The 23,042-nt window shown below is 45.1% G+C and carries 22 protein-coding genes and 1 pseudogene; 3 read left to right on the top strand and 20 right to left on the bottom strand.

Annotation, left to right across the window (positions count from 1 at the left end):
* Positions 1–8: 8 nt before the first annotated feature.
* Positions 9–2,156: a diguanylate cyclase domain-containing protein gene (locus tag CEQ75_RS09750; RefSeq protein WP_198306499.1), complete on the bottom strand. Its 2,148-nt coding sequence runs from the start codon at positions 2,154–2,156 to the stop codon at positions 9–11.
* 327 nt (positions 2,157–2,483) lie between these two features.
* Between CEQ75_RS09750 and CEQ75_RS09745 the strand changes: the two genes are divergently transcribed.
* The 3 genes from CEQ75_RS09745 to CEQ75_RS09735 all read left to right on the top strand — a co-directional run bounded on the left by CEQ75_RS09745 (position 2,484) and on the right by CEQ75_RS09735 (position 5,691).
* Complete coding sequence (locus CEQ75_RS09745; RefSeq protein ID WP_089610205.1) at positions 2,484–4,004, top strand: YifB family Mg chelatase-like AAA ATPase; 1,521 nt, start codon at positions 2,484–2,486, stop codon at positions 4,002–4,004.
* Positions 4,005–4,070: 66 nt separating this feature from the next.
* Positions 4,071–4,373, top strand: coding sequence for a hypothetical protein (locus CEQ75_RS09740; protein ID WP_089610203.1), 303 nt, complete (start codon positions 4,071–4,073; stop codon positions 4,371–4,373).
* 13 nt (positions 4,374–4,386) lie between these two features.
* Positions 4,387–5,691 carry a two-component system sensor histidine kinase NtrB gene (locus tag CEQ75_RS09735; RefSeq protein ID WP_089610201.1) on the top strand — a complete coding sequence of 435 codons (1,305 nt, stop codon included), beginning with the start codon at positions 4,387–4,389 and terminating at the stop codon, positions 5,689–5,691.
* A 34-nt stretch (positions 5,692–5,725) separates the two neighbouring features.
* Here the strand turns inward: CEQ75_RS09735 and CEQ75_RS18355 are convergent, their stop codons facing one another.
* From CEQ75_RS18355 to CEQ75_RS09640, 19 genes and pseudogenes are all read right to left on the bottom strand, one after another.
* Positions 5,726–5,947 (bottom strand): hypothetical protein, encoded by a 222-nt coding sequence (locus CEQ75_RS18355; protein ID WP_157677402.1) that lies wholly within the window; start codon positions 5,945–5,947, stop codon positions 5,726–5,728.
* Between the two features lie 122 nt (positions 5,948–6,069).
* A complete protein-coding gene (locus CEQ75_RS09725) occupies positions 6,070–6,447 on the bottom strand; it encodes an ArsR/SmtB family transcription factor (protein ID WP_089610198.1) in 378 nt (125 codons plus the stop codon).
* A 228-nt stretch (positions 6,448–6,675) separates the two neighbouring features.
* The gene (locus CEQ75_RS09720) at positions 6,676–7,095 is read right to left on the bottom strand and encodes a putative zinc-binding protein (protein ID WP_089610195.1); all 420 of its coding nucleotides are present in this window, start codon (positions 7,093–7,095) and stop codon (positions 6,676–6,678) included.
* A 3-nt stretch (positions 7,096–7,098) separates the two neighbouring features.
* Positions 7,099–7,500 carry a putative zinc-binding protein gene (locus CEQ75_RS09715; RefSeq protein ID WP_338031957.1) on the bottom strand — a complete coding sequence of 134 codons (402 nt, stop codon included), beginning with the start codon at positions 7,498–7,500 and terminating at the stop codon, positions 7,099–7,101.
* Complete coding sequence (locus tag CEQ75_RS09710) at positions 7,493–8,371, bottom strand: putative zinc-binding protein (RefSeq protein ID WP_089610191.1); 879 nt, start codon at positions 8,369–8,371, stop codon at positions 7,493–7,495. Before CEQ75_RS09710 ends, CEQ75_RS09715 begins: the two co-directional genes overlap by 8 nt.
* Positions 8,364–8,657 carry a 4Fe-4S dicluster domain-containing protein gene (locus CEQ75_RS09705; RefSeq protein WP_089610189.1) on the bottom strand — a complete coding sequence of 98 codons (294 nt, stop codon included), beginning with the start codon at positions 8,655–8,657 and terminating at the stop codon, positions 8,364–8,366. Before CEQ75_RS09705 ends, CEQ75_RS09710 begins: the two co-directional genes overlap by 8 nt.
* On the bottom strand, positions 8,654–9,052 hold the full coding sequence (locus tag CEQ75_RS09700; RefSeq protein WP_089610188.1) for a hypothetical protein: 399 nt from the start codon (positions 9,050–9,052) through the stop codon (positions 8,654–8,656). Before CEQ75_RS09700 ends, CEQ75_RS09705 begins: the two co-directional genes overlap by 4 nt.
* 57 nt (positions 9,053–9,109) lie before the next feature.
* A complete protein-coding gene (lpdA, locus tag CEQ75_RS09695; RefSeq protein WP_089610186.1) occupies positions 9,110–10,561 on the bottom strand; it encodes a dihydrolipoyl dehydrogenase in 1,452 nt (483 codons plus the stop codon).
* Positions 10,562–10,720: 159 nt separating this feature from the next.
* Positions 10,721–11,053: pseudogene (locus CEQ75_RS09690) on the bottom strand (DUF6951 family protein).
* 253 nt (positions 11,054–11,306) lie between these two features.
* The gene (locus tag CEQ75_RS09685; protein ID WP_089610182.1) at positions 11,307–11,732 is read right to left on the bottom strand and encodes a C-GCAxxG-C-C family protein; all 426 of its coding nucleotides are present in this window, start codon (positions 11,730–11,732) and stop codon (positions 11,307–11,309) included.
* A gap of 227 nt (positions 11,733–11,959) precedes the next feature.
* A complete protein-coding gene (locus CEQ75_RS09680; RefSeq protein ID WP_089610181.1) occupies positions 11,960–12,940 on the bottom strand; it encodes a DUF3231 family protein in 981 nt (326 codons plus the stop codon).
* Between the two features lie 157 nt (positions 12,941–13,097).
* The gene (locus CEQ75_RS09675; protein ID WP_089610179.1) at positions 13,098–14,792 is read right to left on the bottom strand and encodes a LysM peptidoglycan-binding domain-containing protein; all 1,695 of its coding nucleotides are present in this window, start codon (positions 14,790–14,792) and stop codon (positions 13,098–13,100) included.
* Positions 14,793–15,092: 300 nt separating this feature from the next.
* Positions 15,093–16,481: a sodium:proton antiporter gene (locus tag CEQ75_RS09670; RefSeq protein WP_089610177.1), complete on the bottom strand. Its 1,389-nt coding sequence runs from the start codon at positions 16,479–16,481 to the stop codon at positions 15,093–15,095.
* A gap of 149 nt (positions 16,482–16,630) precedes the next feature.
* On the bottom strand, positions 16,631–16,993 hold the full coding sequence (locus CEQ75_RS09665) for a YraN family protein (protein ID WP_198306498.1): 363 nt from the start codon (positions 16,991–16,993) through the stop codon (positions 16,631–16,633).
* Between the two features lie 17 nt (positions 16,994–17,010).
* Entirely contained in the window at positions 17,011–18,534 is a 1,524-nt protein-coding gene (gene mmsA, locus CEQ75_RS09660; protein ID WP_198306497.1) for a CoA-acylating methylmalonate-semialdehyde dehydrogenase, read from the bottom strand.
* A gap of 248 nt (positions 18,535–18,782) precedes the next feature.
* Entirely contained in the window at positions 18,783–20,273 is a 1,491-nt protein-coding gene (locus CEQ75_RS09655) for an APC family permease (RefSeq protein WP_089612582.1), read from the bottom strand.
* A gap of 349 nt (positions 20,274–20,622) precedes the next feature.
* Positions 20,623–21,420: an ABC transporter ATP-binding protein gene (locus CEQ75_RS09650; RefSeq protein WP_242965083.1), complete on the bottom strand. Its 798-nt coding sequence runs from the start codon at positions 21,418–21,420 to the stop codon at positions 20,623–20,625.
* A complete protein-coding gene (locus CEQ75_RS09645; protein ID WP_089610175.1) occupies positions 21,399–22,238 on the bottom strand; it encodes an ABC transporter permease in 840 nt (279 codons plus the stop codon). The genes CEQ75_RS09650 and CEQ75_RS09645 overlap by 22 nt, the downstream gene beginning before the upstream one ends.
* 4 nt (positions 22,239–22,242) lie before the next feature.
* Positions 22,243–23,034, bottom strand: coding sequence for an ABC transporter permease (locus CEQ75_RS09640; protein WP_089610174.1), 792 nt, complete (start codon positions 23,032–23,034; stop codon positions 22,243–22,245).
* Positions 23,035–23,042: the final 8 nt, after the last annotated feature.

Genomic DNA, 23,042 nt, shown 5'->3' with positions numbered 1-23,042 from the left:
GTTCATTGTCAAGAGCGTAGGCTGCCGTTTTTGATTTCATTTAAAAGCAGAAAAAGCTCTGCCAAATCCGGGTCAAACTGGCTGCCCGCATTTTTTTTGATTTCATCATAGGCTTCTCCCACCTCCATGGCCCTGCGGAAGTATTGCTCCGTGGTCATGGAAGCATAGGCGTCGGCGATGCTGATGATCCGTGATTGGAGAGGAATCTCTTCCCCCTTTAACCCATTGGGATAACCGGTACCATCCCAGCGTTCATGATGGTGAAAAATATATTTTGCCAGCTGGGCCAGTTCAGTCACAGAACTCAAGATACGATAGCCGGCTTCCACATGGCGCTGCATTTCCGTCCATTCCGTGCGTGAGAACCGTTCGGGCGAATTTACGATGTCCCCTTTTAAGATAATTTTACCCAGATCATGGTATCTCCCGGCCATTTTGAGTTCTCCTAATTCAACCGGGGAAAATCCTAATTTTTTCCCCATGGCCTCACAAAGCAGACCTACTATTTCCGCTTGTTTCTTTTCCTTGGGATAGCGCCGATAAAAAGCCTGGACAATGGTCTGCACAGTCTTTTCCTTCATGCTTCGGCTTTCTTCCATTTTCCGATGGTACATATCCCTTTCTGCTTTTTTAAAAACCTGATGGAAGTCTTCCTCCGGGCTCGTTTTCGCTGCCCAGCCCAAAGAAACGGAGAGATCAATTTGATCCACCAGATCCCCAATCTCCACCTTGGTGCGTCTCATTTCGTCCTTGATACGCCGAGCCAGCTTTTCCGCATCCAGATCTGATGTATGGGGGAGCAAAATCACAAACTCATCCCCTCCGATACGGGCAATGATCTCATCCTGGCGGCAAACCTTGCGCAAAACCTCGGCTGTCCGGATGAGTATTTGATCCCCGGCTTGATGACCAAAAGCATCATTGGTCATTTTCAATCCGTTCACATCTGCCATAATGAGGCTGATGGGGAGATTCCGTTCCTGATCCAGACGATGCAATTCCGCAACATAAAACATGCGATTATAAAGACCTGTCAGCTGATCATGAAAGCTTAAATAGGTGATTTTCTCTTCCCGTTCCTTCCAATCGCTGATATCCCGGGCAGCGGCATAAATCAAATCATGATAGGGATAAGAGCGCCATTCAATAAATTTGTAAGTTCCGTCCTGACACCGGTAGCGATTGACAAAATTCATCACCTTTTCCTGGTTGGCCAATTGAGCAATGGTCCCTAGAGTTGCCTCCAGATCTTCCGGATGGACCAGATCCAAAAAATTCATTTTTTCTATTTTCTGAAGGGGATAGCCCAGGAGTTCCTCCCAGGAAGCATTGACTTTCAGGAAATTGCCTTTCAGATCAGTAATACAAAGTAAATCTAAATTCACATTAAAAAACATCTCCAAATCAAAGGACTTTTCTGCTAAAGCCTGGGCCAGCCGTTGATACTGGGTAATTTCACGAACACTAATGATAAAACGATGCTCCCCTTGGATCGTTTGGTAAGGGAAGATTTCTGCCAAAAACCAGCGGCCGTCATAGGGCTGGGGAGCTTGAAATCTCAGGACCTCCCGTTCTCCGGAAAGAATACTCCCGTCAATGGCAACGCGAAAAAGCTTAAACAGATCATCCGGCAGGATGTCCTGCAGTGCACCGCCCAACAGGCTTTCTTTGGACAGAAAACCCCAATTCTCAGGGACTACAATGATATTTTGCATCATGTATTGATTGTCCACTTCGATGATCAGACCATTGATCGTGGTTTGCAGAACGGCTTTATCTGCCGCATCCTGTGCTAGATCTGAGATATCTTGCACCCAGGTGACAAAAGTTCCCTCTTCCGGAGAGGAGATAAAAAGATGATACCATTTTTGCAAAGGCTCCATATATTCCTTTAGTGTTTTGTTACCGCCCCCTAAAGCAACTTCTCCAAAGCAGGCTATCCAGTCAAAAGAGGTTTTTTGAATACCGGGGATGATTTCCGTCACCCGATGCTCCAGAATCTTTTCTCTTTTTAAGCCGGTAAGATCTTCAAAAGCACTGTTTACTTCCAAAAATACATAATCACAAGGTCGGCCCAGGTCGTCACAAATCAGCCGATGACAGGCATAGCCCATGGGAGCGTCTTCAATTACGGCCTGATAAAATTCTCTTCCCATTCTCTTCAACTCCATTACAAGAACTGAAAATAAATTTTGTCATAATCCTTTTTTGTTATACAATATTTTACATCCGACAGCTTTTTTCCTGCTTTTTTCCTACTTTTTTTTGTGCACTTATTTGTGCACTTATTTGAATATTTATTTGTTTTTTTGCCTAATAATCTTATTAATAACGATTATTATACCATATAATTCAGGAAACCCTGGCTAAAATATGCTAAAATATTTTAGCCAGGGAGCAGGAAACACCTGGATTTGCGAAGAATACTAGAAGACCACTAACGAATATATGTTCCAGTAATCTAAAGAGACGAGGGAAGTCTGATGCTCGCCATTATTAATAGCTGTTGTGTCTATGGGATGTTTGGTCATTTGATCAGGGTGGAGGTAGATGTGAGCAGCGGTCTGCCCGGCTTTGACATTGTAGGTCTGCCGGATGCTTCCGTCAAGGAAAGCAAGGAACGGGTACGCACGGCCATCAAAAATTCCGGCTTTGATTTTCCCATGAAAAGAATTACCGTCAATCTTGCTCCGGCGGACATAAAAAAGGAAGGCTCCCTCTTTGACCTGCCCATTGCTATCGGGATCATGGCGGCTACGGATCAAATTTCCCTGGGGGAAAGACTCCAGGGTACCGCTTTGGTCGGGGAGCTTTCTTTGGACGGCAAGGTGCGTCCTATTCCCGGCGTTTTGGCCATGTCCGAGGAAATTTCCCAAAGGCAGGAAATCGCCTCTTTCCTGGTCCCGGAAGAAAACGGCCCGGAAGGAGCCCTCATTCCCGGCAAGCCGGTTTTCGGGGTCGCTCATTTAAAGGAAGCGGCAGCCTTTTTTCAGGGGCAGGAGGAGTTCCTCCCGGTAACCGTGGATGTCAAACAACTTTTATTGGTCACGACCCTGGATGATGCTTTGGATATGGCTGATGTGCGGGGGCAGCTTGGGGTGAAAAGGGCCTTGGAGATCGCCGCTGCGGGCAGTCATAATATTCTTCTTTCCGGCTCCCCCGGTTCCGGTAAAACTATGCTGGCCCGGCGTCTCCCCTCTATCCTCCCTTCCCTGACCCTGGAGGAAAGTTTGGAGTTAACCCGGATTTACAGTATTTCCGGCTTACTGCCCAAAAACCAGGCCTTAATCACCCGGCGGCCTTTTCGCGCGCCTCATCACAGTGCTTCCGCCGCCAGCCTGATCGGGGGCGGACGCACCCCCCGGCCGGGGGAGATTAGCCTGGCCTGTCATGGGGTTTTGTTTTTAGATGAGATGGCAGAATTTCAAAAAAACATTCTGGAAGCATTGCGCCAGCCTTTAGAGGATAAATTTGTTACCATTACCCGGGTGGAAGCATCCTATACCTTTCCCGCCAAGTTTCAGCTGGCCGGGGCTTTAAACCCCTGCCCCTGCGGTTTTTACGGGGATCCGGTCAAGGAATGCAGCTGTACCCCCCATCAAATTCACAAATATTTAGGACGGATTTCCGGTCCCCTGCTGGATCGTATTGATCTCCGCATGGATGTCCCCCGGGTGGAATACCGTGACCTAGAAGCGGAGAACCGGGAGGAGTCTTCGGATCAAATCCGGCAGCGGGTAGAAGCTGCCCGGAACATTCAGGCAGAGCGTCTGGCCGGAACCGGCTTGCTCTGTAACGCTCATCTGGGGCGCAAAGAAATTGAAAAATTTTGCCGTCCCGCACCGGAGGCCAAAAAACTATTGCAGGAAGCCTTTGACCGTCTGAAGCTCAGTGCCCGATCCCATGACCGGATCCTCAAGGTGGCACGTACCATTGCCGATCTGGATAACTCACATGAGATCCAGGTGCACCACATCGGCGAAGCCCTGCAGTATCGCGGTTAAGGATCATGAAGCTGCTCCGTAGCATGAGACTTATGTCTTGAAAACCTGGTTTTGGAGGACTTTTTTATGAAGCTGATACAAAACTATCAAGATGAAAAAACAAACAAATACATTATCATCAGTCAGGTTCTTTTTGTTTTTTTAGCAGGTATTTTCGTTTTAAATATCCGCCAGGCCACCTTTAACAACTTCCAGGAAGCAATTGTTTTAATGAGCGCCATCCTCATATCAAGCATCATATTAATCTCCCTCCCCGTGATCAAATTCGGGGGCGGTAAATATGCCTGGTTGGTGGAGCTGATGGTTTTCCTCATTTTTTTTAGGGATCATTCTTCATTATTTAGACGGGGATTTCCTCTATCTTTTTAAGACCATTATCATCATGCCTGTGATTGTCCTTTCCCTGAAGTATGGCTTGAGAATGGCTTTGCTTTCTGCTTTCTTGATCATCATTATTGATTTTTATCACAGCTATCTTTACAATTTTGTTAATGTCGACGCCGATATTATGCTCGCAGGGATCATCACTCTTTTAGCCTGGCTTTTGGGGCATATGATGGAAACCCAGTATGAAAACAGAGCCCGTCTGGAAGAAGACATCATCTACCGCAAAGGAGTGGCAAAGAAAAATGAGGAGCAGCTTGCTTTTCTTCAAAATTTGATCGACACCATTCCTCATCCTATTTTTCAAACCGATGATAAGCTTTATTTCACCATGTGCAATAAGTCTTTTGAAGATTTTTTCGGTGTCAGCCGTGGGGAACTTCTTGATAAAACCATTTGGGATCTTTTTCCCATGAAGCTGGCCCTGGATTTTTGTGCGCCGCAAAGGGCCTTGCCCTTCGTCCCGGGATCCCCCCATGGGGAGTACAAGCTTACCAACCGGGAAGGTGCTGGGCGGGAGGTCATCCTTAATAAGGCCAAGGCACATCATATGAACGGACATGGAAACGGATTTTTAGGGATCATCCTTGATCAGACGGAACAAAAGCAATTCCAAAGGGAAATGGCCCGCATGGAAAAATTAAATCTGGTGGGTGAAATGGCCGCCGGCATTGCCCATGAGATCAGAAATCCTATTTCCACCGTGAAAGGTTTTTTACAGCTTTATCAAATTGACGAGGACGGGGAGACCCTTAAAGATCATGTAGGTTTGATGATTGAGGAGCTGGATAGGGCCAACAGCATTATTACGGTCTACCTCTCCCTGGCAAAAGACAAAGCCACCAGCCTGGTCAGGAGACAACTGAATGAGGTCATCTCAACCCTGGCGCCCTTGATTGAATCTGATGCGATGATCACCGAACACGGCGTAACCTTTGAGTTGAATCCTCTTCCTGAAATATTCCTGGATGAATCTGAGATCAAACAAATGCTCCTGAATTTTTGCCGCAATGGTTTTGATGCCATGGAAAAAGGGGGCAACCTGATGATCAGCACCTATGTAAAGGATCAACAGGTTGTGCTGGAAATTAAGGATCAGGGCAGGGGCATCGCGCCGGAAATTATGGAGAAGCTGGGCACCCCCTTCGTTACCAATAAACCGGAGGGCACCGGGCTGGGCTTGGCGGTATGTTTCAGTGTCGCCGCCCGGCATCATGCCGCCATTACTTATGATACCGGTAGTGAAGGAACCAGCTTTTATGTCCGCTTTCCCAAGTACTCTTTTTCTTTAGGCAAACAATAAGCTTATGTCAGGAGTCTGAGCAGCATGGGGTACCTTATACCGGACCTTGCATTTTCCTGCTTTTAATATCCAATTCCTTGATGAGGACTAACTGAGCCGGAGGCATAGGTTCGCCGTCATCATAGATCGGTTCGGTAAAAAACAGACAATCTCTCTCCCTTATTATTTCTGTTTCAGTTAGATCAGTTTGATACCGATAGCATTTAAAATCATTTCCCTCTGACATTAAAAGACCACAATCTTTACATTTATTCATTTTATCCCCTCCAAGGAGAAACACAGGGACGGTTCTTTTGCTTCCTTCCTTGACATTATCTATGTCTTTTTTGTTATTAATTTTGACTGACTGCATTAAATGGGATGGAAGCAGAAGCACCGTCATCTGCTTTCACTTTTTAATTTTTCCTTGATTTCTTTAACTTTTTCGTTGCATGATAAATTATTTAAGCGGTCACTTTCCTTTTCATAACCCGGCAAACGTGAAACCTCCGCATTCAGGAAAAAATTAAAGTCATGCCACAACTGATCCAGCTGATCCCGATTTAAGGTATAACAAACAAAATTTCCTTCTTTGTTTTCTGCCACCAGTTCGGCATCTTTCAGAATCTTTAAGTGTTGGGAAACCCTGGGCTGGAGCATATCTAAGACTTCACTCAGTTCACAGACACACATGGCCTGATAGGAAAGCATTTTTATAATCTTCAAACGGGTAGGTTCGCCCAGAGCCTTGAATGCTTGATAGATTCCTTTATCCAAAGTATTTCACTCTCTTTCATGATATTTAATATCTATAATTTACTGCAATTTAGCAATTAGCAAAATATGCTACAGTTTTATTCTACCATCGTAAATACATTCAGGCAAATACTCGTCAGATCATTAGAATAAATTCCAAGACTCCCACTTCCATAAGCAGGAGTTCCTATTTCTTATTTCTTCTTATTTCAGGCAGGTGGATTCCCCATCTGAAGTCCCAATTTTCAGCTATTTTTTGAAGTTTCCTTCTACAATCCGGTCAAATTTAATACTGATCTCCTCAGCAACTTTATCCGCCATTTGATGGTGTTCTGGGGTCAGGTTTCTGGTAGAAAGAGCCGACCCTGTTGCTATTTCCTCACCGATTATCTCCCCCACTTGTATCGTGTCGGTTACCTTACCGCTTAATTTCTCCGTGGCCCTTCTGGCGCAATATTTGTTGCAGCCGTCGACTGTAATTGTGGGGTAATCTTTGGCAAAATCTCTTTCTTCTTCTCCGCCGGCAATAAACAAAGGTAGGCAAATGGTTACCGATGATTCACCAAGACGGATTCTCTCTAAAATCTTTCTCGTTGCCAAGCGGGAAATGGTCCCACCCAGGCAATCTTCACCGCTGCAAGATACGACCCCAATTTTGATCGGTTCCATTTTCTATTCCTCCCCGTAAATCTCTTTTACTTGCATTGCAATTTTTTCTGCTGTCTCGTCCACGATTTTCCAGCCTTCTTCATTAAGGGCTGTGGCGGTACCCGGTTTTACCCCCCGATATGATTTTAAGGCATCCAAGACGCGAAGTTCCTGGGCAATAACACCGCCGGCATGATTAACGCTTTTTGCCGCACACATCAGAGGGCAGCCGTCGATGGTGATACATTGACCGGTTCGAATTTTGTTCCTGACCTCCTGGTCGCCGGTGACAATGTAGGCCAGGCACTCAGTTTGGGAAATATCCGGACAGAGTTCCTGAACAACCTTTAAAGCCATTTCCCGGGCCAGCAGTCCGTGCACTTTGCCCATCCCGCTGCAGGGGATCACATTTACTTTGTTAGACATGGAATTCATCAACCTTCCTCTTCAAAATCTCAAAATATGCATCAAAACCAACCAGGAGTTCCTTGTCACTCTCAAAATCTGTTAACTCCAGCTCCGCGATCCATCCTTTTTCATAAGGATTGTCATTGATATATTCGGGATAATCCAGCAGTTCTTGATTTACAGCTGTGATGACGCCGGAAACGGGACAGATGATTTCGAAGACGGCTTTTCCTGATTCAATGGACCCGGCCTCCTCAAATTGCTCAATTTCACGCCCCACGGCAGGAGGGGTAAAAAACATAATATCCGACAGGCTTTTTTGCACAAAATCGGTCACCCCGATGCGCGCCTTATTACCCACCACATAAGCCCAGCAGTCATTTTCGATAAAATAAAATCCTTCCTTGGGGATGCGGAAAATGAATTTATCTTTGGAGTATTTCTCATATTGAATATTTTCCGGGACTGCCCCGGCTGCCTGAGCCTCTTTGCCCGCTGTTTTTTCTTCTTCTCCGGTCTTTGCTTCTTCTTGCAGCAGGTCATGCATGATCAACGTACATAAATGGAGTTCCTTTTCACCCAATCTCAGTGATGAACCAATTTCCACCTGGTTTTTCTTAGCTCCCTCAGTAATATTGATTTTCCCGGCAATCTTTAGTCCCTTTTCGGCGGCCAGCTTGGAAGCACAACGGGTGCCGCAGCCATCGATGACCAGCAGGGGGTTCTCCTGGGCCAGTTTATTGTAACGAGCATCAGACACCCGGTAAAAAACGGGGCAGATAACCTCGCTTTTGGTCTCTTCGGCAAGCCGCAGGGCAATTTCCCGTGACATGGAGCCTGCCGTTTTATCGATCCCGCTGCAGGGGAGCACAGTATATTTTTTAGTCATTACCCGCTAACTCCTTCCTGATTTCCTTGATGCGTTTCGTGGTTTCTGCTTTATTAGGAAAGGACAGGGCATCCGGACCGCAAGTCTTACTGCATGCCCGGCAGAACACCACGCAGTTATTGGGGTTCTTCACGATCAGCTTTTTATCTTCCTGCTCTCTTCTTTCAAAGACTTGATGGGGACAAAAGATATCACATTCCATACAATAGTCACACCTGGTATAGTCAATGGTAGGGGCCCAGTCAATTTTGTCTCTGGGTACACCCATAAAGGTGTTTTCGCTCACTCTGCTTCCTCCAGTTCTTCCAGTTCTTCCAGTTGTTCCAATGCCTTTTCTACCTTGTCTACCGCCTCTTGGGTCGTCATCTCTCTAATATCAAGAGGAATCAGATCTTTAGTAATATCTAACCCGGCATCGGCGAAGGCATCCCGGAAAAGCTTTTTCTGCATATTGGGCGCACATCCGCCAATCACTACTTTGCGGTGGGCTTTTAAAAAGTCAGCCAGGAAGCGGTCTCCATCTTCCTCACAAAGCTGGGGATGAATAAAACCGTATTCTACAGGAAGCTCTACCCGCACCTGATTAATAAAATCCCAAATATCCATTTTGGCAAAACCGGGGCATTTCCCCGTACAAACACACATAATAAATCCCGGCTGTTTTTGATTTTCGTTTTCCATGTTTCTGACTCTCCTTTGTTTATTATTTAGCTTTAGCTGAACAAGTTCACTATTCATTTAATTCTTTTCGTTAACCTTATGAATGGATCTGCCCAGGGCATCACCGCATGCTTCCATGATCGCCTCACTTAAGGTTGGATGAGGGTGCATCATCTCGGCTATTATTTCCGCCTTAACCCCCAAGGTAACGGCCAGGGTTAGCTCTGAGATCATTTCTGAAGCCTGAGAGCCCAGGATCTGACCACCCAGGATGACGCCGCTCTCCCGATCCACGACGACTTTAACAAAACCGTCTCTTTCTCCCAGGGTCATGGCCCGGCTGTTATGTCTCAATTCAAAACGTCCTACCAAAACCTTGATCCCTCTTTTGGCCGCTTCCTCCTCGCCTATCCCCACGGTAGCTATTTCCGGATGGGTATAGGTGCAGGTTGGTACGGTATCATAATTAAGTCTGGTTTCCCGGCCCAGGGCATTCTCCACGGCCACCCGTCCCTCAGCATAAGCCAAATGAGCTAAAAGTTTTCCCCCGATGACATCACCGGCAGCATAGACACCGGGCACATTGGTTGCCATTTTCTCATTGACAGCAATTGCCCCATGCTCAATTTCGAGACCTAAAGCAATCAGGTCAGAGGAATAAGTTCTGCTTCTTCTGCCTGCGGCGACTAAAATTTTCTCGGCCTTTAAAACAGTTTCCTTACGGTTACCTTCAAAAAGAATTTTTAGCTGATCTTGATGATCACTAATTTCATTAATTTCTTCAATCTCTTTAATTTCTTCAATCTTTTTTACCTGAACACCCAGCTTAAAACCGATGCCTTTTCTTTTTAAAACTTTTAGCAGCTCTTCCCCAATTTCCCGGTCTTCCTTTGGGAGAATGGAGTTTTCCATTTCCAGCACCGTCACTTTAGTTCCGATACTATTGAACATGTCGGCAAATTCCAGACCAATCACTCCGGCACCCACAATGACCAAAGAACGGGGAATTTCCTTGAGTTCCAATGCTTCATTACTGGTTAGCACCCCGGGCAGGTCGATGCCTGGTATCTTAGGGAGCAGAGGTTCCGAACCCACCGTAATAATTAAATGCCGGCAAGAAACCCTGACACTTTCCTGACCAGTTTCCACTCTGATCTCTCGGGGATTTTCCACATATCCTCTGCCTTTCAGCAAAATTATTTTATGGGCAGCGATCAAGGATTCTACACCCATGCGGGAATTCTTGACGACCCGCTCTTTTCTTAACCAGGCTGAATGCCAATCGACTGCCTGGATCTTGGCATCAATACCGTATTCCTTTGATGTTTGCACCAAGTGGGCCGCCTCAGCATTTTTCAGAAAAGACTTGGTGGGAATACAACCCTGGTTTAAACAAACCCCACCCAGTTCTTTCTCTTCGATCAGGAGAACCTCAGCTCCCAATTGAGCTGCTCTGATTGCGGCCACATAACCCGCCGGTCCGCCGCCTAAGATGGCAATGTCTGTTTTGAAATCATTGCTTTCCGCCAAGGCCTCACCTCCTACATCATTATCATATTCTTTAATTCTTATATAGTTATAATATTACAAGATTCAATCCAAATCAAGAAAAATTTTAGAAAAAAATTAAAACTCCTTCCTCATTAAATTTGGATGGAGTTCTATTATTAGACTTTGCTTAATTTCTCTTTACGATTCTTTTTTCATTTCTATACTGACATCCTTGGGCAAAGCTAATCCTGCTGCCGCTTGCGCAGTTTTAAAGATGCCGGCCGGCACCACACAGGCGGCACATCAGGCAGTTAAGAATTTTCTGGCCTCAGACATGATCTGCCCCTCAAAACCCTCGGTAATTTCCTTCATCGGGGTAACTTCTTGCACTGTCTGACTAAATTTTTCAATCTTCTCACAATTTGTATCAATCTTGACATAAGCCGGTTCAAACATACTTGCACAGTCAACAGAAACATTTGTCACAAAACCACAGATCCCCGCCTTGATAGATGCTGTTGCAATCAACATAACCCCTCCTAAATTTTTTCACATCTTAATCTTATAACCATATTAATTAATTCTTATATTCAAATATTAATACCAAAATTACCATAATGCAAGAATTTTTTCTGGCATATTCCTTTCCTAATTCTTAAATTACAAAAGCCATGAGCATGCCTAAACGCACAAGGCTTTTAATTAAATGTTCGGATCAAAATCAACTTTATATATTTATCACGCACCAAGCGTCCGTAAGACCCCTACTGATAGAAATTTCACATTATAGCTTTTCCAAAGCCATTTTGGCAGCTTCCCCTGTAACTGTAATACAGTGCTCACGATGTTCAGGGCTTCCGAAAGTAAAATTGCGGATCAAAACTCGGCAACAGGTACTGCCAAATTTCTTTTTAAACTCATCATGTAATTCCTTGCTTAAAGCCAAGATCTTTTCATTATCTTGTCTGGGGCCGGTACGGCCATATTTTAATCCCAAGGAAAGAATTGCTCCGCTGAGAGCTCCGCAGGTGCAACCGGCAAATCCAATCCCACCAGGAAGGCCGGATGTGATCCTGACAGCTTCCGGGGGCAATGGTTGACCAAGATAATCATTCACTACGGTAAAGACAGCTTCAGAGCAAAGGTAATCACCGCACCGATATAACTCTTCAGCCTTTTGCTTTAACTCTTGTAATGCTGCTTCATTCATTTAGTTCACCCTCATACTTTTTCTATCATCATAACATATTTTTCACCATGTCTTTTGGGTAAAAACCACTGCTATAAAAACATTTTATCATATTGATAGTTATCATCACATATGTTTTTTTGAACAGCACACGAACCGCGCAGGAAACGTCCACGTGATTCGCCAATTCACCCAAAAAAAATAGCCGGGAAGAGGCGTGTCAGTTGATCCCCTTTCTGGCTTAATATTTAAAGTCTGTATTGAGGTGCCGGATATATCCATCCTTTAACCTTACCAAACTTAATTAATTGGTTTAAAATGTCGGCTTCCCCCAGCAATAAATCATTAAAAATTTTCTGAACCCGGCTATTTGTCGTGGATTGTTTCAGGGCTTGGGCATGCATAATTGCCGCCCCATGAATTCCCGCGAAAATGTCTTTGAACATAAAATCGTCTTTCAGGATTTCAGTGTTGTCCGGTGGAGTAAAAACATTAGGGGGATGCTCGGGTATGGGAATCCCAAAATACTCTAATTCTTTCTCCAGCATGGAAATTTGCTTTTTCAGCGGTCCTTGCAAACCTACTTTTAGTAGAATTTTAAAATCACCATCATATACAAAATCATGAAAGATTTCCGTTTTTTCAAAATTATCGTAACGATAGGTTAAATGATCCCAGAGGTGAAAAGCCTCCCCCGAATCCAAGCGCTCCGGCACATCACTGGGAACGAGAGGATAAAGAGGCGGTGTTTCGATCCACCCTTTAACTTTCAGATATTTTGCCATGAGCGTAAGTCGTTCAACAGCGTGGGAGAGCAGCTTCAGGAATATTTTTCTGACCTGATCATTTGTCGTTGATGTGACAAAGGCCCTTAAAAACATTTCCACTTGTTCCTGAAGCAGCAGAAAGAAATCATTGGCTAATAATTCATCCAGGAGCACTTCCGAATTGACAGATGAATTAATTTTTGACCTGTTTGTTTTTGGTCCCTGAATCGCGAATCTTTGGAGATCCTTCTCTAGTACACTAATCTCTTTTTTAAGATCATGGGAAAACTTACGAAGAATCAGCACAAACTCAGGATCATGAGCAAAGTTCGTCCAAATCTGCAATCGTTCCATGACACTGTACTTCGACCTCAAAGTATCCCATAAATTATAAGCTTCCTCCACATCCACCAACTGCTGTTGTTTTTCCGCCTTACTCCTTGGTGCCGTAAAAAACGTCATTAAACCACCACCTTTTCATTATTATTTAACTTTTCAGTATTTTAGATACCGGTAAAATTTCGATAATTTTCGACAGACTACGACCTTATGCACCAAGAAGCAGATCAACAAAAAACTCCTTCCCATCAGCCTGGGCAGGAGTTTTCTTGCTAAAATATTAATTGTGCTGCTCTATTACTGCCCAGACTGCCGGGTCTTCATCGCCCAGTTTCCAGGAGGCAAAACCCCCCAAACCATATTGTTCCGCTGTCTCTAGCTTCATACCAAAGCTCATGGCATTTTCAAACCATACCTGGTGGGCAATACCGTTTGCTGTATAATCAAGATAAGGTGAAGCACTTTCGGTGTCAAATTGAATTTCTGCCTGATATCGCTCCGCCAAAGACACCACTTCCGGATAGGTAACAAGTCGGCCCGGCGCACCAATAGGCCAGTCATATCCATAGACCGGGGCAGCCATCTTTACCTTTTCTGCGGGTATTTGAGATACCGTATAATCTAAAATCCTTTTAACCCAAGGAAGAGATGCAATCGGTCCGGGATCGGGGAAGGACATGTAATGTTCGTCCTGGGTCAATACAATTACCTGATCTGCTGCTTCTCCCAAAGCACGATAGTCATACACCCCGCTTAACCGATTGGTTGGATTATCACTTTCCTTAGCCAGGACATCAATGGTTACCACATATCCTTGGGGATGCATGCGCTGATATAGGTTGTTCATGAACAGTGTCAAGTTATCCCGGTTTTCCGGTGAAATAAACTCAAAATCGATGTTGACTCCGTTCAAGCCTTTTTCCTCGACCAAATTAACAATATTATCAATCAACGTCTCCCGCAGTTGGGCATCTGATAGTACATGGTCAATCAGTTTCGTATCAAAACTTACCCCGTTAAAGTTATGGAACAAACCGTAAACAAATAAATTATTTCTCTTCGCAAAATCCAGCACCTGCTGATTGGTCCCGTCGATAATCTCACCCTCATCGGTTATCTGGTACCAAAAGGGCACCAAGGCCGAAATGGATTGGTAATGTTCCTGCAAGCTCCTCCAGGCGGCCGGGGAATGAACATAAAACCAGAGGCTTTCCAGGAAGGGTGGCTCAGGGCCAGGTTCTGATGGAGTAACCGGAACCAAGATCACTGTTCCCGGATAAATGAGTGCTGGATTTGCCATGTTATTCAGGCGGGCCAAAGTTTCTACGGTGGTATTAAACCTTTGGGCAATTAAATAAAGAGTATCCCCTGGCCGTACTTCATATTCTTCTGTAGGTCCAGGCGCGGGCGGAGAAGGCGGTACCGGTGCCGGCATTCCTCTGGGGACTTGGAGCACCTGGCCAGGATAGATCAAATTCGGATTGGTCAAGTTATTTAATTGAACCAATGATTGGGTGGTGGTGTTAAACCTTTGGGCAATTAAATATAAAGTATCACCAGGTTTTACAGTATAAATGGTCGTATCGGCCTGGGGTAAGATTAGTACCTGTCCTGGACTTATCACGTTAGGATTGGCAATATAATTTAAGGCCGCAAGGGTTGCAACAGTAGTACCAAATCGCTGAGCAATTTTATAGAGGGTGTCACCCCTTTGCACCGTGTAGGTATAGGTGCCGTTTGGGGAACGCACGCATTTATCCGTAGCAATGACTCCATCTCTCTCAATTTCCACCACCATTTTTTGCTGAAGAAAAGGGCAGTTTTTTGCAGACTTAGGTATTAAGATCATTTGATGCGCTTGAATCAAATCCGGCTTTTCCAGATCATTGGCTTGCAGAATTTCCTCCTCGGCGACACCATAAAGGGAGGCAATTTTATTTAGTGTATCACCGGGTTGCACCAGATAAAATTTCATAATACTGATCCTTCCTCCTTTCTTCTTTCTTTACTGACAAACTTCAGCACCCCAAAATTCAGGCTATTTCAATTGTATCTTATGTACCAGTTCTTTTAATGTTGCCTGGAGCATAGGGAGCACAGAGACGGTATTTTTGCTTCCTTGTTATTATGCGAGTTTGTTCTATTAATAGTTTTGTCTATCTGCTTTTAACAGGGATGGAAGCAACTGAACCTTCCCCATAATTCGCGAAAAAAAAGCCCGGACTAGTGTCCGAGCTTTTTTAGCATAACATGAATGATTAAGATCTAGCTGCATTTAAAGAAAGAATATCAGGGTAACCAAAGCAAATAACGGCAGCAGGATGCAGACACTATAGGCCATATAGCCGAAGAAGCTGGGCATCTTTACCCCGCACTGCTCTGAAATGGAGCGTACCATAAAGTTGGGCGCATTACCAATGTAGGTAACTGCCCCAAAAAATACCGATCCGGCAGAAATGGCCATCAAATGAGTAGGATGTTCCGTGAGAAGCAGAGCCACTGCCGGAGCTTCCGCCATACCTGGATAGAATTGGCCTAAGGCTGTGCTGAAGAAGGTCAGATAAGTGGGCGCATTATCCAGAAAACTGGAAAGAACTCCTGCAATCCAAAAATATTGGGCCGGTTCCTTCACGGCAGCGGTGACGAAACTGAGGGCACCGGCTTCTCCTGCTTTTAAAATCGCTAAGACCGGAGCCATGGTAATAAAGATCCCGAAGAAAAGATAAGCGACTTCCTGAATCGGTCCCCAGGAGAACTCGTTTTCGGTGCGCAGTGCTTTCGGTGTGATTTTCATGGAGATCACCATAATGGCAACCAGGACCAAATCCCGAATGATATCCTGTAAACCGCGATGGACGCCCAATACGGAAACTTCACTCATTTTCACACTGCCGCTAAAGATAATGATGCCGATCACAGCAGCCAGAAGAATAAAATTCTGGGTACCAAGGATTTCTAATTTTTTCCCGTTGGATGGTGCGACGGCACAATCGCCATCAGAACCCTGTTGAATCTTAAGCCCGGTGTTTTCCTTGGCTTCTTTCCCGAGATAAAACTTATCAAAGGCAATGTAAATGACCAGTAAGGCAGCAAGTACCACCAACATAGGGCTGATCAAACGCAAAGTCCAAAAGAAGGGCACCCCATGCAGGAAGCCCAGAAATAAGGGGGGATCTCCCAAGGGGGTTAAGGCTCCTCCCACATTGGCGACCATGAAAATAAAGAAGACGACCATAAAAGCTTTGTATTTACGATGCTTGTTCACCCGGAGAAAAGGACGAATCAGCAGCATGGCAGCACCCGTGGTTCCCATCCAGGAGGCCAGCAGGGCACCTATGGTAAGAAAACCGGCATTGACGGCGGTGGTTCCTTTGAGGGAAGTACGCACCAGAATGCCTCCCCCCACGGTAAAGAGGGCGCCTAAAAGCACGATAAAGGGAATGTAATCGGCAATCATGACAAAGAGTAATTCATCCAGACCTTCTTTTTGATAAAAAATAAGCAAAGGAATGGCAATCAAAGCGGCCCAACCTGCCGAGATCTTTCCAAAATGGTGATGCCAGATATTGGGGATCAGGACGGGCCCCAGGGCAATAGATAATAACATGCAAACAAAAGGAATCGCTGAATATAAGGGTAAAACTGTACCTAAGGAATGTTCCATGTCTCTTTCCTCCATTACTTGTGTGAATTCTTTCTATATTGTTAATTCTCTCTTTTGGGGTAAGAATCCTTCAAATAACTTTATTATTCTATAATTGATCGTGATTGAGTTATGAACAGCATATAGAAATACTTTAAAATACTTTAGGATTAGAAGGCATCCTCGATAACTTCGATTTTTTTGACTTTTCCCTCCTGATCCAATTGCACTGCCACCACACAAAAACCAATATCCCGTTGAAATTGCCCGGTTGCGGCAAGATAAAATTGGGCGACCTTTTTGATTTTTTCCTGCTTGCGATAATGCACCGTTTCCTGGGGCAGGCCAAAAGCTAACGAAGTGCGGGTCTTTACCTCGATGAAAATGAGTCGACCATCCAGTTCTCCAATGATGTCGATTTCCCCCAGACGACAGCGGAAATTACGGGAAACAATGCGATAGCCCCGCTGCTTTAGCTCCGCTGCCGCCATATCTTCACCGAGCTTACCCGTGGCCAGTCTGGTATAGGTCAATAGCAACACCTCCCTGGTTAAAATGCACTTTTACTCGCTTCTTCCTTTGGTGTCGCCTGATGAGTCTCCTCCGGGAAATATTTAATGGTGGCTACCTTCCGTTGGGTGAAGAACTCTACACCGTCTTGTCCCTGGGCTTTAATACCGCTGCCGAAAATGGAGTTCTTGGTCCCGCCAAAGGGCAGATAGGGCACAGGAGCAGGCACCCCAACATTGACACCGGCCATCCCTACTTCAATCTCATCCAGGAACTTTTGGGTATAATAGCCGTTTTGGGTGAAAATGGCCCCCCCATTGCCAAATTGAGAGCTGTTCATGACTTCCAGGGCATGATCCAGATTGTCCACCTTCATCAGGGAAACCACAGGACCGAAAATCTCCTCCTGAGCTACCCGCATTTCCGGTGTAACCTCCGATAAAATCGTGGGACCGATAAAATATCCTTCTTGATTTTTTTCCGGAAGCTGTGGATTTCTGCCATCCAAAGCCAAATTAGCCCCTTCTTTTAGACCAAGCTCCACATATTCCAGAACCCGGTCCAAATGTTTCTGAGAGATCACCGGCCCTACAAAAACGCTGGGATCGGTGGCGTCCCCCACCTTCAGTTTTTGAGCTGCCTCGATCATGGCTGTCTTGACCTGGTCATAAATTTCCGGTACAGCGGCAATTACGGAGCCGGCCATACATCTTTGCCCCGCGGCACCATAGCAGGAATTAAGATATTGACCGATAAAGCCCTCCATTTTCACGTCTTCCATCACCAGCAGAGAATTTTTGGCCCCGGCCAAAACCATGGCCCTCTTTCCTTCGCGACCGCATACCTCTGAAATATGCTTGCCCACCGGGGTGGAGCCGACAAAACAAACCCCCCGCACCTTAGGACTGGCCATCAGGCTTTCTCCTACATTATAATCTCCGTTTACCAGGTTGACCACTCCCGGGGGCAGTCCAATTTCTTGAAATATTTCCATCATTCTTTGCATAAATAAAGGAGATTGCTCGCTGGCTTTATAGACAATGGTATTCCCGGTACCAATAGCATAAGGAATGAACCAGCCAAAAATCAAAGCGGGGAAGTTATGGGGCGAAATCCCGGCGATCACCCCTAAGGGCTTACGCACTATTTGTCCCTCCATACCGCCCCCGATTTCGATTTTTTCCCCCCGGGTCAGCATGGGGATGGCACAGGCCGTCTCCACAATCTGAATCACTCGATTTACCTCGCCCCGGGCATCCTCAATATGCTTCGCTTGGTCAACGGCAATGATCGAAGCCAATTCCTCCACATATTCCTTCATCTTATTACGCAGCTCAAACAGATAGGAAACCCGCTTGTGGACGGATTCCTTACGCCAGGTTTGATAGGCGGTATGGGCAGCATCAATGGCTTCCTGTACCCTTTCCTGACCGGTACAGGGAACTTCTCCAATTGCCTCTCCGGTAGATGGGTTATAGATAGTCAGCTGATCACAGGCCGCTTCTTCAATCCATGCACCATTAATAAAATTTCGCACCTTGATATAGTCTTTAGTATAATCCAAATTACTCCCTCCTTATTACTAACATAAATAGTTTCGATATAATTTTATTAAATCCTTGTTTTTAAGTCTCTTTTTCCTAAAAACTAATTACCACTAATCCCCCCATCCTGTTAATGGTTGGATATAGTGGTAACTAGTTCCTTAATGAGTTTCCCAGCTTCCCGCGGATTAAAAATCTACCTGATAATATGCAAATTATTGATCACGCCCTGCTTGTCCGAAAAACCCCCACTGATAGAAGATTCACTCTATCTGGTCCGGCCCTGCTTTGGGGCTACGCTGATCTTTGCATTAGCTTTCCCGTTGAAATTTTTACGAATCGCCTGGGCATTTTCGCCGAGAATCAGTTGATCCAATTCATTATCGGGAATTTTCTTGTATTCACCTACTTTAACCAGGTAAAAGATCGCTCCCAGTCCCAGCCATACTCCCAAAGCCACCCAGGAGGGGATGGATAAAAAGGCCGGCATGCCCGGTACCAACAATAAGACGAGAAATGTCAAGGAAGCCAAGGAACCAAACAGATGGAAAGCACGTCCTTTTCTATCCTCTTCATTACCGGCTTTACCGCTTAGGATATAAGCAGAAAAAGCAGTGTAACCGTAACCAACCGCTGTACCTACCGCACACATATCCACGATCCAGGAAATTACCGCCCGGCCAAACCAGGGTGCAATTAAGGCGATCACCATCACAAAGAGTACTGCATTGGAAGGGGTATTATGCTTGGGATGAATTTTGGAAAACCATTCCGGCAAAATTTTTGCCCGTGACATCCCGAACAACAATCTGCTGGACGCCATGTAAAATCCGTTAATTCCTGTAAAAATCCCCATTAATACTCCCGCGACCAAAATTGCCAATCCAATGGGTCCTAACATATCGGTCATGGCCTGACCGGTAGCCCAAATGGGGCTGGCACCCAGCAATTCCTGCCAGGGATGGGCAATAGCGGTAGATAAGGTTACCAGGACATACATAATAGCGCCAAAAAAGATGGCTAAAAAAATCAGATTGCGGCCTTGTTTGGGTGAGAAATTAAATTCTTCTGCCGCCTGAGGAATGGTATCAAAGCCCACGAATAACCAGGGGGAAATGGCAACGATCGCCAGAATTCCTGCAATAGCGCTGTTTCCCGGAGCAAAAAGTGGCTGCCAATTGCTGAAGGTTGCCCCAGGAGAGATTACGGCCCCGCCGGCTAATAAAAAGACCGAGCCCACTAAGATCACGACCATCAATAATTGGAATTGCCCCACCACATCAGCACCGCGATAATTCATATAGCCGAAGAACAGAATTGCCACACTTGCCACAACGACATCGGCTAAATGAACATCCCAGCCGGCAATGGTATATAAATAATACTGGCTGAAAATATCCGGTAAGATAAACTGCCCTAAAATGGGGATCGCCGTTGCATTAATAGGAACGATGGAAAAATAACCTAAAGATAATAGCCAACCGCAAAAATAGGCATGATATCTGCCAAAAGTACTGTAGGAATAAGCAAACTCGCCCCCGGCCACAGGAATGGTTTTAACCATAAAACCATAGCTGTTGCCAATAACCATCATCAAAAGACCCCCTAAAGCCAAACCGATGGCTGCCCCTAAGGGACCCGCGATTCTCATCCAATCACCTGGTAAAACAAAACAACCAAAGCCTATAATACTGCCCAGAGCCAGCGCCCAAACATTGGACGGTTTTAAATTTCGTTCTAATTGCGCCTTTTCTTGCAAAAAAAACCCCTCCCAAATTTTATAAGTTTCGTAAACTATAGCTTTCTCCTTATTCCCTCCTTTAAATATTTTGATTTTCGTTATCATAATTATACGATAATTGAAATTTCCTTTCATTAAGCACTCTGTTAAGATGTTAATAAGATGAAATAGACAAAGTGTCAGTTAATTTATGTAAATTTATAATTTTTAAAGTAAAAAAAAGACGCCCATCAGGCGCGCCTTCAAAATAAAGAAACTAAGTTTATCCTTGGAATCATATTAATATCAACAGATGAAAAAAATCAGCCCTGCTGTCAGATTGCTATTTTGATTATTCCCCATCCTGCCATCATACATCTTGCACATTCTATAATACTAATTCGGTTTCATCCGTTATTTGCTGTCGTAATTTCAAAAATTCCAGGTCGGTAAATTCCCTGGGCCGGGGCAAATTGACATCGTAACTTCTGTTCATACGACCAGGCAGCTTGCCGTCTAAAGTGATGATGCGATCCGCCAGGAAAATCGCTTCATCAATATTATTGGTGACAAAACAAATCGTCCTTTTGTCTGCTTCCCAGATCCGACTGATTTCCTGTTCCATTAAAATTCTGGTCTGTGCATCTAATTGGCCGAAAGGTTCATCCAAAAGAAGCAGCTTCGGCTCATTTACATAGGCTCGGGCAATCCCTACCCGCTGCTTCATACCCCCGCTCAGCTGATGGGGATAACGATCTTCAAATCCTTCAAGGCCAACTAATTTAATATAATGGGCCGCCCGTTCTCTTCTTTCTTTTTTGGGCACGCCACGTAGTTTCGGACCCATTTCCACATTTCCCAACACGGTTTGCCAAGGGAAAAGGGTGTATCTTTGGAAAACGAAACCTACGGAAGGTCCCGGTCCGTCTACTTCCTTACCATCCACATAGACCTTTCCGGTCGTCGGTTGTTCAAACCCGGCAATCATGCGGAATAGGGTGCTTTTCCCCGACTGCCCCGGTCCCAGGATGACAACAAATTCGTTTTCATATACGGAAAAGTCCATTTCGCTCAAGACTTTTTTCTCATCAAAATTCTTGGTCGTGCCGACGAATTCGATCATCTTTTTCCCTTCCGGAGCCGTCGATTTCTTTTGCGTCTTCTTTAATCCAGCGTTCTTTTCCATGGACAAAGCCACCTTTCCACATAGTTTATGGCGAGCGAACTAAGAAAAGATACGAGACAGATGACTAACATCCCGGCAATAATCATCGCCGTATTATCCACATTCATACCTTGAACGATAATAAAGCCTACCCCTTCTCTCGCTCCCACCAGTTCAGCAGCTACGACGCAGGTCCATGAGGTACTGAGGGCTACTTGCAATCCGGCAAAAATTGCCGGATAAGAGGCAGGAAAGGTCACCTGTATATGTTCCTGCCGATAATTGGCACCCAGATTTCTGATACAATCATACAGTTCCGGCTCCACTAAACGAATTCCGTTAAAGGAGTTAATGATCACAGGAACCACGGCTCCAATAAGAATAATAAATATCTTAGAGGTTTCTCCGATCCCAAACCATAAAATGGATAATGAAATCCAGGCAATAGGAGGCATGGGTTTGAAAAATTCAAAAATGGGTTTAATTATGGCATAGGCATATTTATTAAATCCCATCAGGACCCCAATGGGAATCCCGATTCCGGCAGCAATGAAAAAGGCAATAATTACCCGGCGAAAACTGATCCAGACGTGACCAATGATCGTTTTTCCTGCCAGTGGTTCTATAAGCATCTGATATAAAGACTGAACAACTTCAATGGGCCTGGGCATTAATGGGGCGAATCCGTAAAGCACCAGCAAATCCCAGATGCCTAAAAAGGAAAGGATGGAGATTAGATTTAAAACACGCTTATTGCGCAGAAGGTTTAATAGCTGATTCGGTCCTTTGTTGACATTGGCATCGGCCGGGCAGCTTGCTTCTAATGCTTGTTTGCTCACTTTTTTACCCCCTTCTTAGCCCTTTTACGAGGCGTTTCTCTACCTTGTCAATAATAATCGCCATAATAACCCCGGTGAGAGCAACCATGACCATACCTAAGATAATCATATCAGGCATGAGCAACCGTCTGCCCATAGTGATCAAAAATCCCAGACCGGCATCAGCCCCAACCAATTCTGCGGCAACCAAACAGGTCCAGCAAGCCGCCAGCGCCACCTGTAAGCCGCCAAATACCATTGGTAAAGCCGACGGTACACAAATATTTTTAAATATTTCCCAATTATTCGCCCCATAGGTTCGAGCCATACGAATAAAGGTGGGATTGGTCATTTGTACACCGGCGTAAGAATTGATGACACAGGGCACCAAGCCGCCGACGAAAATGATGAAGGCTTTACTGGCCAGTCCCGTACCAAACCAGATGATGCATAAAGGAATCCAGGCAACTGACGGAATCGGACGAACAATCTCAAAGATGGGACGAACCAAACCGTCCAGGGTTTTAAACCATCCCATGGCCAAACCAAGGGGAATACCAATAACCAAAGCCAAAATATACCCGGTAAGCCCCTCCATCAAACTGACTTTCGCATGATCCCAAAGAAGAGCACCGTCGGGATTAACATTGGTCAGCTTATCAATAAACAGGGCAACCACCTGGGTAGGGGACGCCAATAACTGGTTCGGCACTACACCAAACACAACAATCAGTTCCCAAAAAACAAAGAATAAGACGATGGTGATTAAAGGCAACACTCGCAAAAATAAACTATTGCCGCTATTTTTGACCTCCATTTTATCAC

The organism is Dehalobacterium formicoaceticum (assembly GCF_002224645.1).
In the GTDB taxonomy this organism is placed as follows: domain Bacteria; phylum Bacillota; class Dehalobacteriia; order Dehalobacteriales; family Dehalobacteriaceae; genus Dehalobacterium; species Dehalobacterium formicoaceticum.
The sequence above is the reverse complement of the archived record's forward strand: the minus strand, read 5'-3'. Positions and strand labels throughout refer to the sequence as shown.

Coding starts and splice junctions, on each gene's coding strand:
- CEQ75_RS18355 (WP_157677402.1), bottom strand. CDS start 5,947: ATGAATAAATGTAAAGATTGTGGTCTTTTAATGTCAGAGGGAAATGAT.
- CEQ75_RS09720 (WP_089610195.1), bottom strand. CDS start 7,095: ATGGAACCGATCAAAATTGGGGTCGTATCTTGCAGCGGTGAAGATTGC.
- CEQ75_RS09745 (WP_089610205.1), top strand. CDS start 2,484: ATGCTCGCCATTATTAATAGCTGTTGTGTCTATGGGATGTTTGGTCAT.
- CEQ75_RS09640 (WP_089610174.1), bottom strand. CDS start 23,034: ATGGAGGTCAAAAATAGCGGCAATAGTTTATTTTTGCGAGTGTTGCCT.
- CEQ75_RS09740 (WP_089610203.1), top strand. CDS start 4,071: ATGAAGCTGATACAAAACTATCAAGATGAAAAAACAAACAAATACATT.
- CEQ75_RS09700 (WP_089610188.1), bottom strand. CDS start 9,052: ATGGAAAACGAAAATCAAAAACAGCCGGGATTTATTATGTGTGTTTGT.
- CEQ75_RS09650 (WP_242965083.1), bottom strand. CDS start 21,420: ATGGAAAAGAACGCTGGATTAAAGAAGACGCAAAAGAAATCGACGGCT.
- CEQ75_RS09685 (WP_089610182.1), bottom strand. CDS start 11,732: ATGAATGAAGCAGCATTACAAGAGTTAAAGCAAAAGGCTGAAGAGTTA.
- CEQ75_RS09680 (WP_089610181.1), bottom strand. CDS start 12,940: ATGACGTTTTTTACGGCACCAAGGAGTAAGGCGGAAAAACAACAGCAG.
- CEQ75_RS09735 (WP_089610201.1), top strand. CDS start 4,387: ATGCCTGTGATTGTCCTTTCCCTGAAGTATGGCTTGAGAATGGCTTTG.
- CEQ75_RS09670 (WP_089610177.1), bottom strand. CDS start 16,481: ATGGAACATTCCTTAGGTACAGTTTTACCCTTATATTCAGCGATTCCT.
- CEQ75_RS09750 (WP_198306499.1), bottom strand. CDS start 2,156: ATGGGAAGAGAATTTTATCAGGCCGTAATTGAAGACGCTCCCATGGGC.
- CEQ75_RS09715 (WP_338031957.1), bottom strand. CDS start 7,500: ATGTCTAACAAAGTAAATGTGATCCCCTGCAGCGGGATGGGCAAAGTG.
- CEQ75_RS09710 (WP_089610191.1), bottom strand. CDS start 8,371: ATGACTAAAAAATATACTGTGCTCCCCTGCAGCGGGATCGATAAAACG.
- CEQ75_RS09675 (WP_089610179.1), bottom strand. CDS start 14,792: ATGAAATTTTATCTGGTGCAACCCGGTGATACACTAAATAAAATTGCC.